Raw genomic sequence first — 13280 nt, forward strand, 5'->3', positions numbered from 1 at the left:
AAAATTTTTAGAATGTAATATTAGCTCCAAAGATAAAAGTTCTGGCTTGTGGATAATAGGCTCTGTCTATTCCGAAACTATCTCCTGCTGCAATTTCAGGATCATATCCTGTATACTTCGTAAATGTAAACAAGTTTTCTCCGGTTACATAAAGTCTAAGTTTATTAACTCCGAAATTTTGCGTAGCAGATTGTGGCAATGTATATCCTAATTGTACAAGCTTAATTCTTACATAATCTCCTTTCTGCAAATAGTAATTTGACATCCAGGTGTAGTTATGGTTAGTATCATTAACAGTAACTCTAGGTGTAGTATTGGAAGTGCCTTCTCCTGTCCATCTGTCTAAAATAGCGGTCTGGTAATTAGCATTTAATAAATCCAATCTTCTAAGTCCCTGAAAAATTTTGTTTCCAGCCTGTCCCTGAGCAAAAACCATTAAATCCCAGTTTTTGTAGTTAAGGTTTACGGTCATCCCGAAAGTAAATTTAGGAACAGAATTACCAAGATTTACTTTATCTGCATCTGTAATAACACCGTCTCCGTTGGTATCTGCCCAAATAAAATCTCCGGGTTTTGCATTTGGAAGAATCATTTGTCCGTTTGCATTTACATAAGAATTAATTTGTGCCTGATTCTGGAAGATTCCCAGAGTATTATATCCGTAAAAAGATCCGTATGACTCTCCGACCTGAAGTCTGGAAACTGGTCCCATAGACTGGAATCCTGGACCATCGATATAATCTCTTCCGCGTTCAAGTCTTGTAACCGTATTTTTAAGATAAGCAAAATTCCCATTTACAGAAACTCCCCAATCTGACCAGTTTTTTTTGTATCCAAGCTCCACTTCTACCCCTTCATTTTCCATATCTCCAATATTAGCAGTAGGAGCGTTCGTTACTCCTACGTATCCGGGAATAAATATTTTTCTTAAGATATCTGAAGTTTTTTTCTTGTAGTAATCTACAGTTAAATTAAAATTATTTAAAAACTTAATATCCGCAGCGAAGTTCATCTGTGATGTTGTTTCCCATTTAAGATCAGGGTTTGCTAATGTATTTGGATAGTATCCAGGTAATATCACTTCCTCTCCGGTACTGTTATATCCTGTATAGTTTGCACCAGAAACATAGAAGCTGGCAAACTGGAAATCATCTATTCCGTCATTTCCTAAAATACCGTATCCTCCACGCAGTTTCAATGTATTAATGATCTTATTTTCCGGCCAGAAGTTTTCGTTATTCACATTCCATCCTAATGAGAATGCAGGGAACGTTCCCCAGTGCTGATTGGCTCCGAATTTAGATGAACCATCTCTTCTTACCGTTCCTGTCAATAAATATTTATTATCATAATCATAAACAACTCTTCCGAAGTAAGATACTTTATGTGTATTGATGTAATCCCACGCACTTACAGTTTGATTGGCTCTTCCCACATCAAAATTGAATGAAGCATCTTCCCAATTCGAAATGGGTAATTTACTGTGAGTAACACTTTGTCCCAATCCTATATTATATTCATAGTATCCGTTACCTGCCAATAAATTCAAATTATGCTTACCAAATCTTTTCTGATAGTTAAGCGTGTTTTCTAAACTCCATTCAAACTTTTCCTGAGTTGTTCTGCTGAGACTGTTTACACCCAGATTACTGTAATTTGCATTCAAATAATAAAGAGGTGTAAAATTCCAGCTTCCCCAATAAGCTTTTTTACCGTTGATAGAAGATTTAAAGGTTAAATCTTTTGTGATCTTTACTTCCGCAAAGATATTGGCAATGAAATCATCCGACCATCCATGATTTCCCAACTGGGTATATTTAAAAGCTAAAGGATTTGACATCTCATTCTGAACAAGACTTGAAATGCCGTAAGGAATACCATCTTGATTTCTTACCACAAAAGGTCTCGCTGCAGCAGGAACTGCTGACAAATCAGGATTTAAAATTGGAGTCGTTGGATCCAAGTTTACTGCAGAACTCAAAGGACCTCCAAATTCTCCATTTGAGTTGATTCCCTGAGATTTTGTATGGGTATAAGCAAACGTCTGTCCTAAAGTAAGCCAGTCTGTAACTTTATGAGTGGAGTTTAATCTAGCGGTTAATCTTTTATAATACGAAATATCACTCATTACGATACCGGTCTGATCATAATATCCGAATGAACCATAAAAAGTAGATTTTTCGTTTCCTCCACTAATACTTACTTCATGGTTGGATCTTTCACCTGTATTGAATATAACATCCTGCCAGTTTGTTCCCTCACCAAGAGATTGTGGATTTGCAAATTTCGGAGTCTGTCCTGCATTTACATACGCTTCATTAAGAATTGTTGCATACTGAGTTGCATTTAACAGATCCAGCTTTCTTGATGCATGACCGAAGCCATAAAACCCGTTATAGCTAAGATTTAATCTTCCTTTTTTACCTTTTTTTGTAGTTACTAAAATAACTCCTCTTGCAGCAGAAACTCCATAGATTGCAGATGAAGCTCCATCTTTCAGAACTTCGATATTTTCAATATCAGATTGGTTTAGCCAACCAATTCCATCTACCACAATTCCATCTACAACCCACAACGGATCATTACTTGCTCCAAAACTGGTAATTCCTCTTACACGAATTGTTGCACTGGATCCCGGTTGACCGGAGTTAGAAATTACGTTAACACCTGCTGCTCTACCCTGAAGAACCTGCTCCGGTTTTCCGGCAGGGATCGCTTCGATGTCACTTGCTTTGATACTTGAGATGGCTCCCGTCACATTACTCTTTTTCTGAGTACCATAACCAATCATGACTACTTCCTCAATTTTCTGTTCTTTTGGAAGGGTGTCGGTCTTTGTGTTTTGGGCATTAAAATTTGCAGTGAAATAAAGCACTGCAACCATGCCTAAACTTCTAGATATTCTTACATTCATATACAGTTAGTTTTTTAATTCTCAAATTGAGACAATAAAAATATATTTTTTTTTAATTATTTAACATTTTATTAATAACTATTTTAATATTTCCAGTATTTTTGGGCATTTGAAGGCATAAATTTTTCTTCGAAAACCATAAATATTTCCAAAAAACAGATAAAATTAATCCCCAAAATGACGACCAAGCACTCCAAAATTTCACTTCCGCTCAAGCTTACATTTCTAATTTTCTCCATGGTGCTAAACTGCATGGGCATTGTAATTCTTCAACTTTCGGAAGCCAAAATCACCTATGATAAGCTTGGTTTTTTAGAGTCTTTTAAAGATCTTCCCATTGCTTTTATTTCACTTTTTGCTGTTAATTTTATCAGCAAAACCGGAACAAAAAAATCCCTGATTCTGGCTTTAACAATTGTTGGGATATGCTCTCTTATTTTACCTTTCGTAGAAGTATTCTGGTTTTATAAAATATGGTTTGCCATCATCGGAGCGTGTTTCGCGATCGGAAAAATCTGCGTTTTCGGAATCATCAGAAACAATATTTCGGATGAAAAATCTTTAGCCAAAACCATGAATAGTGTAGAAGCCTCCTTCATGATTGGAATCTTCGTGGTTAATATCGGGTTTGGGTGGGTCATTTCCAGTCAGTTTTCAGAATTCTGGAAATTCGGATTTTTATCCATCTCTGTATTATCAGCAATTACCATTTTTTTATTTTCAAAACTTCCTGTTTCGGAGCCTGAAAAGATGAAGAATGAAAATATTTTTAAAGAAGTTGCCGGAATTGCCAATCCTTTAATTATTATATTTTTAGGGGTAGTCTTTTCGATTGTTTTTATAGAGCAAAGCTTCAATTCGTGGCTGCCGTCTTTTTACAAGAATCATTTAAAGGTAAATTCTTTTTTTGCGCTTCAGGCATCTTCGTTTTTAGCTCTGTTTTCTTATATTGGAAGAACAGTTACGGCTAATGTTATCCAAAGATTTTCTTTGCCGAAATATTATATTCTGTGCTTATCATCCATTATTATAGTGCTTTTAATCATTATCGGAATACAATTTTCAGGAATGGACGATTCTAAGATCCTGCTGTTTCTCTTCCCTGTTATCGGATTGTTTTTATCTCCGCTTTATCCGGTCATCAATTCTAAGATGATTGCCACAATCGATAAGTCGAAAGCCAATGTTTTCACCTCGCTGATCGTTATTTTTTCATCATTGGGAAGCTCTGTAAGTTCGATCATCATGTCAGTTTTATTCGGAAATCAGCTTCTGAATTACTATTCTGTGTATATTTTATCTGCTGTTATTCTGTTGTTTACAATTAGTTTAATTTATTTTAGATTTGCAGATAAAAAAATTTAGAAAATAATTTTATTTTTACTCCCATGAAAATCAAGAACGAAAAAAGCAAGGAAACACTTCAGGAACTTATTGATACAAAAGATTTTGTAGCACATGTATCTGTAGACTGCACGATATTTGGTTTTCATAACAATATCCTGAAGGTTTTACTCTTAAAATACCACGACCTCGATTTATGGTCTCTTCCCGGCGGTTTTGTCTTTAATGATGAAGATCTTCGCGAAGCGGCGGAACGTGTTTTATACGAAAGAACACATCTTCAGAATATTTTCCTGAAACAGTTTCATACTTTTGGAAGAATCGACAGGACAGAAAATAATGTTCACCAGATTTTGCTTAAAAACAAAGGCGTTGAAGTGCCTAAAGATCACTGGATCTTCCAGCGTTTCATTACGGTAGGATACTGCAGCCTGATTGATTTTTCGATGGCAAATACTTTTCCGGATGCTTTTAATGAAAGCTGCGAATGGTTTGAGGTGGATAAACTGCCCAAAATGGCATTTGACCACGACAGAATTATCGAAACCGGACTGGAATATCTCAGAATGAATATCAATACCGAAGTAGCGGCGAGTAATCTTCTTCCTGAAAAATTCACCATGAAAGATCTGCAATGTCTGTATGAAACAATTTTAGGCGAAAAATTCAGAAGGAACAATTTTCAGCGTAAAATTTTAAGTCTTAATATTTTAGACCGCCTCGAAAAACTGTACGACGGTTCTGCCAATAAAGCTCCGTATTTGTACAAGTTTAAAACCAGAATCTACAATCCGACAAACCAGTACCCTATTTCAAACGAAGCGGAAAATTAATTTTTGATGTTTTGTATTTAAAATTCAGTTTAAATATCTAAAAATCAACAGATAAAAGTCATTTAAAAAAAATTTCTCTGAAATAGTGAAAAGTCTTATTTTTAGGAAAATTAAAATATAATGTCATATTATTCCCTTACGAGCATTCCCGATTATTATGGGATCGATGCTTTACTTACTGAAGAACATAAACTTATCCGACAGTCTGTAAGAGACTGGGTGGAAAGTTTTGTAATGCCACAGATTGATCATGCTGCCCAAAACCACACCGACATCCCGAATTTAATGAAAGAATTGGGACAAATCGGGGCTTTAGGACCTTATATTCCGGTTGAATACGGCGGTTCCGGACTGGATCAGATTTCTTACGGTCTGATTATGCAGGAGCTTGAAAGAGGTGATTCTGCAGTACGTTCTGCTGCCTCTGTGCAAAGTTCTCTGGTGATGTTTCCTATTAATGAATTCGGTTCGGAAGAACAGAAAAGAAAATATTTACCCAAACTAGCTGCCGGAGAAATGATTGGTTCTTTCGGTTTAACAGAGCCAAATCATGGTTCCGATCCGGGTTCTATGGAAACACATTTTAAAGACATGGGAGATCATTATCTTCTGAATGGGGCTAAAATGTGGATCACCAACTCTCCTCTTTGCGATATTGCCGTAGTCTGGGCAAAAAATGAAGAAGGAAAAGTTCAGGGACTGATTGTTGAAAGAGGAATGGAAGGTTTTACAACACCCGAAACTCACAATAAATGGAGCTTAAGAGCTTCAAAAACTGGAGAACTGGTTTTTAATGATGTAAAAGTTCCGAAAGAAAATCTTCTTCCGGGAGTTATAGGACTAAAAGGACCTTTATCTTGTTTAAATTCAGCAAGATATGGCATTTCATGGGGGGTAATCGGAGCAGCGATTGATTGCTACTGTACTGCGGTTCAGTATTCTAAAGAAAGAAAACAGTTCGGAAAACCTATCGGATCTTACCAGTTGCAACAGAAAAAATTAGCTGAATTTTTAACGGAAATCACTAAAGCTCAATTGCTTTGCTTACAGTTAGGAAATCTTAAAAACGATCATAAAGCAACACCTGCGCAGATTTCCATGGCAAAAAGAAACAACGTGAAAATGGCGATTGATATTGCAAGAGAATCCCGTCAAATTCTTGGAGGTATGGGAATTATGGGTGAATTCCCGATGATGCGCCACGCCGCAAACCTAGAATCTGTAATTACTTATGAAGGAACGCACGACGTTCATTTATTGATTACAGGTCTTGATATTACAGGAATTAACGCCTTCTAAGAGAGCAAATTTTGTAATAAAATAATACAGAGTCTGACCAGTTTTTGGTCAGACTTTTTCTTTTAAAAAAAAATTGATATTCACTGAATAATTATTGATATGATAAAATTACCGCTGTTTTATTTTAAAATTCTAACTTAAACATCAATAAAAATTGACAATAATGAAAAAATCAATTACTCTTTTTCTGGGACTTACTGCTTCCTTTTATTTTGCACAACAAGCCGGAGACATTTTCAGTGTTGAACCAAAACTTGATCTTACTCCGCAAGCGGTGGCGGGTTTTATCTCAAACAATCTTGGCGAACAGAATTCTCCTGATTTTATAAATTATCTCAACAGTTTTAATGTAGGATTAAAGGCCTATAAAATAACATATTATACAAAAAACGAGAAAAATAATCTCGTAAAGGCAACCGGACTTCTGATGTATCCAAAAGCGAATTACAAGCTTTCTACGGTAGTTTCGGATCACGGAACCACCGACAGCCGGCAAAATGTACCTTCTAATCTTAAAGGAGTTCTGTATGCAGGATTTGTAGTGGAGCTTTCCTATGTTCTGAACGGTTATATTTTAATGGCTCCCGATTATGTAGGGATGGGAAGCGGAGACGGAGTTCATCCCTATGTACACTATCCTACCGAAGCTTCTGCGACCATTGATTTTGTAACGGCAGCCAACAAAGTTCTTGCCCAGCAAAATGTAAAACGCTACGACGAATATTTTTTAGCGGGTTATTCGCAGGGCGCTCATGCAGCAATGTCTACTTTAAAGAAATTGAGCATTTCGAATCCCAACAACCTGAACTTCAAATATGCTTATATGGGAGACGGACCTTATGATTTCTCAGGCGTTACTTTGCAGAAAGGCGTTCTGGAAAAACAGGTTTATCCGTTTACTTCTTTTATCGCCAATGTTGTTAATACCTGCAATAAAACAGGGTACCAAATGTATAACAGCAATATTTCGGAAGTAATCTCTTCAGAATATCTGGATCGCTACAATTATCATGTTGTTCAGGATAACGGAGGTCTTCTTTGGGGTCCTTTGGTTTGGAGAACACTTTTTACCAATAATTTCGTAAATGATGTTACGAATAATCAGAATAACAAATTGAGACAATGTCTGAAATCAAATGACGTATACGACTGGTATAATAAAACACCCATGACTTTAGGACATTCTACGGTTGATCTCGCCATTCATCCGGATAATACTTCTAAAACCATTGAGGTTCAGAGAGGTTACTATTCGTGGTGGGATCTGAATAAATACAAACTGGAGGCATTTTATTGGGGACCTTTAGGACATATCGGAGGAATTGTGCCTTTTGTTCTGGCATCCAATGCTAAATTTAATACTTTAAGAAGCGGCGGACTTTTCAATGAATGGGCGATGCTGACTTCAAAACAGTCTCAAAATAGTCAATCCGGAATCAGTTCTATTTATCAATCCCAGATAAAACCTGATCTTCAGAATATGGAACTTCTTGAAATAACAGATTTTAACAAGGAAAAGACTGAACGAAAAACGGTGAGCAACAACAATTTAGCTTCCTTACAAGATGGGGTGTATTTATTAAAAGTCTCTGAAAATAATTCGGAAAAACTCATTCCGTACATTAAAAACAGTCCGGAAACTGTAGAAGAAAAGGATATTGTAAAATCTGAGCTTAACAATATTCTGAATTTAAAAATCAATCAGGAAGAACTTTTAGCTGTCAATATTTTTGATGACAATAAAAATCTTATCAAATCCATTTCTCAGGAACAGTATATTAAAGACGGAGGAATAAATCTCAATACTATTTATTCTCAAAATCTTACTTTTGAAATTACTACCCGTTTCTATAATTTACAGTTTAAAAAACAGATCATCGAACTGAAAACGGAAGATCCTGTTTCAGTTATTGCTCAAAATAATCAGATTATTGTAAAAGCTAAAAACGGTATTAAAAATATTAGTATTTACAGCATTTCAGGAGATTTAATCCAGAATCAGGAAGTAAACAGCTCTCAATTCGAATCAACTAACATCAAAACAGGAATTTACGTGGTTCAGGTAATTCAGAACGACGGAAAAGCTTTCAATAAAAAAGTGAAATTATAGTAATTTTCTTCATACAATCCTTCATCGTAATGAGTGCATCCGTTTCGGATGCATTCTTTTTATGCAGAATAAGGTTTTATGTTTTCGATAAATGCAAGATCCGGATTCAGAATTTCTTCGATCAGGCTTTTAATGGATTTCATGGCATCATCAATATCCCCTTTGTCAAACTGAAGAGAAACAACGCCTTTTTTAGCTTCCGCAAAACTCCAGATTCCCGTCTCAATCGGAAGTCCCCAAAACTCAGGAAGATTTTGTACAACGTACTGATAAATGCACAACTGCAAAGCCTGTTTTCGGTCGCTGTTATGGAAATATTCGTCTACATTGGATTCGTCGATTTTTACGATAAGATTTTTGATCTTTGCCGTTTTATAATCGATAATTCTCAACGTTCCGTTAAGCCGGTCGATCCTGTCGATGAAGCCGAAAAAAGAAACTTTGTCTTTTTCATCAAGATAAAAATCTACATTTTCGAAACGTTTTTCGATCTCTAAAATTTCCAGTACGTTTCCGCTTTTTATCAGCTCAAGATCATGATTTAAAATATTTTCAATGACTTTTTTAGCAATGGCTTTATGAATGAAATTCATTCCTTTTTCATAAAATTCCGGCTGATGTTTCAGCTTTTCAATAGCCACTTCTATATATTGATCTATAGCTTTAACTGATTCTTTTAAATCGTTTTCTTTTAATATTTTACCTTTCAATACTTCATAAATTTCTTGAAGGGTATAATGCACCAGATTACCGTAATTTTTTACCGATAGTTCTTCTTCAATTTCATCACTTTCCGAGGTCTTTAAAATCTTGGAAAGGTAAAAATCAATCGGATTGTACAGATAACTTGTAAGGTGAGAAGCCGAAACTTTTTCCTTCCATTTTTCCAGCCGCTGAAGAACAATTTCGGTTTTTGAAATTTCGATCGGCTGCGTAATAATTGGCTCGGAAGAATTTTCAATAATCAGATGTTCGATATTGTGAGAACTTTCCATTTCGATCTGGGTGATGAAACGGCTTTTTTCTCCTGTATTCACTCCCGAACTTAGGGCATTAAACAATAAATGTACATTTTTGGAATCCTGAATCAATCTGTAAAAATGATAGGCATAAATACTGTCGTTTTCCAAAAAAGTATGAAGATCAAAAAATCTTCTGATATCAAAAGGAATATACGTATTCTGTGAATTTCCGAGTGGTAATTTCCCTTCGTTCACAGAAAGCATAATCACATTTTCGAAATTCAGGAGACGGGTTTCCAGAAGTCCCATAATCTGCAAACCTCTCAAAGGTTCCCCCTGAAAATCAATACTTTCAGAGTTAATATGCTGATTAATCAGAATTTCCAGCGTTTCCATTTTAATTTCAAACTGATAAGGAGACAACTGATTTTTGATAATTCTGAAAGCATTTTCGAAATGGGAAACGTTTTCGTACTGAATATCATCAATTTCCAGCCATTTGATCTGCTTACAGAATTCAATTAAAGAATCTAAATAAACACTTGTAGAATCTGCTTTTTTCAGTAAATTATAGTACGAAAGTTCATGTAACAATTCGTGAAAAAGCTTTTTGGAAATGTAAACGATATTGCGTTCTTCAATTTTCGCTTTAAAATTATTGATCACCATTTCATCTTCAGCAGATTTCGGCAATTCTTCCAGAATCGGGAAAATATCGCGGTAATAGTACGACGATTTGTTTTTCTCGAGTTGTTTCTGAAGATAAAAAAGCTGTTTTACGGCATTCGAAAAAGAAAGATTTTTAAGAGGAAACCCCATCGTTATATTCAGATTGGGAACGCCGTGCATCACATCCAGACTTGCAGGAAGCAGATTTTCATCCAGCAAAACCACTGCAGTGTCGGAATAGGTTTTATTTTCTATTTCTTTGAAGATTTCCGATAAAATTTTCGTCTGGGTGATATTTCCCGAAACTTCGTAAACTTTTATGTTCTTAGGCTGATTAAAGTCGTCTTCAATCCATTGAAAAAGACGGTGATCATCAAATTCTTTCCACGTTTTATGGTTTCTTAAAAACTTTCCGGCTTCCTGTCTTTCATCATCAAAATAATAATGATCTGCCTGAAAAAAGCACTGTCCTTTATCCCATTGCAGAAGACTTCTTACGAGCTTTTCTTCCGCCGGAGTAAAGGCATTAAAGCCGCAGAATACGAATTTTTCTTCGGTATTTTTGGCAAATTCATCAATCTTTGCTTTTGCCGTTTCGTTAATCATTCCGGAAGTTGCCCAGTTTCTTTCCTTCAGCTTTTTCTTGAGAACGGGAAGAAAGACATTCATGTTTTTCCAGAAATTAAGGAATTTTTTTCGCGGTCCTTCATCGTCTTCTCCCAAATCCTGCGCCCATTCTTTAATCCGCTCTTCATCAAACATATACTGTAAAACGGCTTCATCACTTTCGGAGAATTTCAGGATGTCGTCCCAGTCTTTCTGCAACGTGGGAAACCATTTCAGAAATTCTGCAAAATCGTCATTTGGAATCAGATTTAAGCTTTTATAGACATCAAAAGCGAAAAGCCAGAGTGCAATTCCCTGAATCTGCTGTTTGTCGGCAATTTTATCAATCAGTTCTTCAATTGTAAAAAAGTTCGGCAAAAATCCGGAGTAATTGTTTTCCTCAAGAATTCGTCTGATGAAAACAATAGGACGTTTTCCGGGCAGAACGATGTTAAATTCAGATAAATCGGAATTCTGGGTTAATAATTCACTGATGATTTTATTGAGGAATTTCAAGAGGTTTTATAGTTTTTATAATTTTCCAGTTGTTCAGCAATGATTCGGTTGTATTCTGTCTGCTTTTCCTCTACCATTCCGTTCCTTGTTTCGCCGTCATAAGTTTTCTGGAAATCCTGATATTCTTTGAGGATTGTATTGTAAATGGTTTTAAAATACCTGTCGAAATCGGCTCCGTTTTTAATCTTTTCCGCCACTTCTTTTCTCAGTTTGCGGGCAAAAACTTCGGCAACATCAAAATGTTTCTGCTCATGAAGCAGCACATAATCATTGATTCTTTTAACGTCTTTCCACGATTGGTTTTCGTTAAAAATTGTCTGAATGGTAATTTTTACAGGAGCTTTCGGGTTTGAAGATCTTACGTAGGAATACGTCCATCCACAGTTCGTATAAGCCACGACATTGTCTCCACGCTGGTTATTGACTTTGCTTTTAAAATTGCTCCAATTCAATTTTTTTCCCTCTTCCCACTTTATTTTCTGACCGAATAGAATATTGGAAATCAGAAAACAAGCCACAAAAACTCCTTTCATTTATTTTTATTGAACTACTATTGTTTTGGTGATCCAGTTGTTGCCACCATTCCAGAATTTAAAAGTATACGTACCAATCTGTTGCGGACTGAAATTGATCTGATTGGCAGAAGTGTATATTTTTTCCGTACACGGTCCGTTCGTAATGTATTTATAAGCCGTAACGGTTCTGGTTAAATTATCATTATGCACATAATCATATCCATAGAAACCCTGACAATGAGAAGGATAAGTAGAATAAGTCTTAATACTCTGAACTGAAAAGACATCCATCGTATCATTAACAATTCTCACACTGTCAATTTTAATTTTGTCAACAGATTCTATAGTATTATAGTCATCATCATTGTTACAAGATGTAAAAAATAATCCTAAAACTAATGCAGAAAACCCAAAATGGAGAAACTTTTTCATAGCTACAAAATTTAGATTATTATTAAAAATATCAGAATTTATTATTTAACAAAATGTGTTTAAACTTTTGATTATCCGTTATATTAATCATATTGCTTTTTAACGCAAAGAATCGCTAAGATTCTTTTATATACCAACTGCTTTTAAGTTCGCAAAGGTACTTCGATAAACTCAGCATAAACTATTCACTCAGCAAAGAACTCAAAGGTTTTTCAATGATAATAAATTACGGACATTCATTAAACGTTTTATTTAAAGTTAATAATTATAAATAAAAAAGATCACAATAGTTTTTAAAAATCTTTGATTTTTATTCTTTTGGGAGCTTTAAATATTTTAATGTCGCATTGTGCTGATCTTTTGCGGTTAATTCTCAAATTAGTTTAAACATTAAATACAAAATTAAGAATTAAAATTACCTTTAGAAAGATACACTACTTTTTTTGTATCGTAAAATTCTTCGTCAAAATAACTTTTCAGGCTGAAAATTTCACATTTCAGTCCGGCTAATTCTTCAGCAAGATCCCCTCCTTTCAGATACAGAACACCATTATGCTTTGTATTAAATTGTTCTTTCTCGAATTTACCTTTCAGCCATCTTAAAAATTCAGGCATCTGTGTTACAGCACGGCTTACTACAAAATGGAATTTTTCCTTTAATTTTTCCGCTCTTCCGTGGATTGCGGTTACGTTTTTTAATCCGGCTCCTTCTGCAACAGCATTTACCACCGTTATTTTCTTTCCGATAGAATCAATTAAAGTAAATTGAGTTTCGGGAAACAAAATTGCAAGAGGAATTCCGGGAAAACCACCGCCTGTTCCAATGTCCAAAACTTTTGTTCCGGGAGCAAATTCCATCACTTTTGCAATTCCCAAAGAATGTAAAATATGCTTTTCGTACAGAGATTCCATATCTTTTCTTGAGATCACATTGATTTTTTCATTCCATTCATGATATAAAACCTCCAGTTTATTGAACTGATCGATCTGTGTCTCTGTAAGATCCGGAAAGTATTTTAGTAGTAACGTTGTAGACATATAAATTATTATAAACGGCAAAAATAAGTTTTTTATCAGCTT

General features: G+C 35.2%; 9 protein-coding genes. 4 read left to right on the forward strand and 5 right to left on the reverse strand.

The genetic code is table 11. The features are described 5' to 3' along the window. Positions 1 to 7: 7 nt before the first annotated feature. Complete coding sequence (locus DD829_RS18430; protein ID WP_076390382.1) at positions 8 to 2914, reverse strand: SusC/RagA family TonB-linked outer membrane protein; 2907 nt, start codon at positions 2912 to 2914, stop codon at positions 8 to 10. A 177-nt stretch (positions 2915 to 3091) separates the two neighbouring features. Between DD829_RS18430 and DD829_RS18435 the strand changes: the two genes are divergently transcribed. The 4 genes from DD829_RS18435 to DD829_RS18450 all read left to right on the forward strand — a co-directional run bounded on the left by DD829_RS18435 (position 3092) and on the right by DD829_RS18450 (position 8500). After that, positions 3092 to 4279, forward strand: a complete 1188-nt coding sequence (locus DD829_RS18435) for an MFS transporter (RefSeq protein WP_228408242.1) — start codon at positions 3092 to 3094, stop codon at positions 4277 to 4279. 23 nt (positions 4280 to 4302) lie between these two features. Beyond that, positions 4303 to 5091: an NUDIX hydrolase gene (locus tag DD829_RS18440; protein WP_076390384.1), complete on the forward strand. Its 789-nt coding sequence runs from the start codon at positions 4303 to 4305 to the stop codon at positions 5089 to 5091. A gap of 120 nt (positions 5092 to 5211) precedes the next feature. After that, positions 5212 to 6390, forward strand: coding sequence for an acyl-CoA dehydrogenase family protein (locus DD829_RS18445; RefSeq protein WP_108411341.1), 1179 nt, complete (start codon positions 5212 to 5214; stop codon positions 6388 to 6390). 163 nt (positions 6391 to 6553) lie between these two features. After that, positions 6554 to 8500, forward strand: a complete 1947-nt coding sequence (locus tag DD829_RS18450; protein ID WP_116548023.1) for a T9SS type A sorting domain-containing protein — start codon at positions 6554 to 6556, stop codon at positions 8498 to 8500. 59 nt (positions 8501 to 8559) lie between these two features. Here the strand turns inward: DD829_RS18450 and DD829_RS18455 are convergent, their stop codons facing one another. The 4 genes from DD829_RS18455 to rsmG form a co-directional block, all read right to left on the reverse strand. Next, complete coding sequence (locus DD829_RS18455) at positions 8560 to 11253, reverse strand: PD-(D/E)XK nuclease family protein (protein WP_108410038.1); 2694 nt, start codon at positions 11251 to 11253, stop codon at positions 8560 to 8562. Next, complete coding sequence (locus DD829_RS18460; protein ID WP_108410037.1) at positions 11250 to 11786, reverse strand: DUF922 domain-containing protein; 537 nt, start codon at positions 11784 to 11786, stop codon at positions 11250 to 11252. The genes DD829_RS18455 and DD829_RS18460 overlap by 4 nt, the downstream gene beginning before the upstream one ends. 6 nt (positions 11787 to 11792) lie before the next feature. Continuing rightward, the gene (locus tag DD829_RS18465) at positions 11793 to 12200 is read right to left on the reverse strand and encodes a hypothetical protein (RefSeq protein WP_108410036.1); all 408 of its coding nucleotides are present in this window, start codon (positions 12198 to 12200) and stop codon (positions 11793 to 11795) included. A 402-nt stretch (positions 12201 to 12602) separates the two neighbouring features. Next, the gene (gene rsmG / locus DD829_RS18470) at positions 12603 to 13238 is read right to left on the reverse strand and encodes a 16S rRNA (guanine(527)-N(7))-methyltransferase RsmG (protein WP_076390390.1); all 636 of its coding nucleotides are present in this window, start codon (positions 13236 to 13238) and stop codon (positions 12603 to 12605) included. Positions 13239 to 13280: the final 42 nt, after the last annotated feature.

The organism is Chryseobacterium sp. HMWF035, from assembly GCF_003094695.1.
GTDB lineage: Bacteria > Bacteroidota > Bacteroidia > Flavobacteriales > Weeksellaceae > Chryseobacterium > Chryseobacterium gambrini.

Coding starts and splice junctions, on each gene's coding strand:
- DD829_RS18430 (WP_076390382.1), bottom strand. CDS start 2,914: ATGAATGTAAGAATATCTAGAAGTTTAGGCATGGTTGCAGTGCTTTAT.
- DD829_RS18435 (WP_228408242.1), top strand. CDS start 3,092: ATGACGACCAAGCACTCCAAAATTTCACTTCCGCTCAAGCTTACATTT.
- DD829_RS18440 (WP_076390384.1), top strand. CDS start 4,303: ATGAAAATCAAGAACGAAAAAAGCAAGGAAACACTTCAGGAACTTATT.
- DD829_RS18445 (WP_108411341.1), top strand. CDS start 5,212: ATGTCATATTATTCCCTTACGAGCATTCCCGATTATTATGGGATCGAT.
- DD829_RS18450 (WP_116548023.1), top strand. CDS start 6,554: ATGAAAAAATCAATTACTCTTTTTCTGGGACTTACTGCTTCCTTTTAT.
- DD829_RS18460 (WP_108410037.1), bottom strand. CDS start 11,786: ATGAAAGGAGTTTTTGTGGCTTGTTTTCTGATTTCCAATATTCTATTC.
- DD829_RS18465 (WP_108410036.1), bottom strand. CDS start 12,200: ATGAAAAAGTTTCTCCATTTTGGGTTTTCTGCATTAGTTTTAGGATTA.
- rsmG (WP_076390390.1), bottom strand. CDS start 13,238: ATGTCTACAACGTTACTACTAAAATACTTTCCGGATCTTACAGAGACA.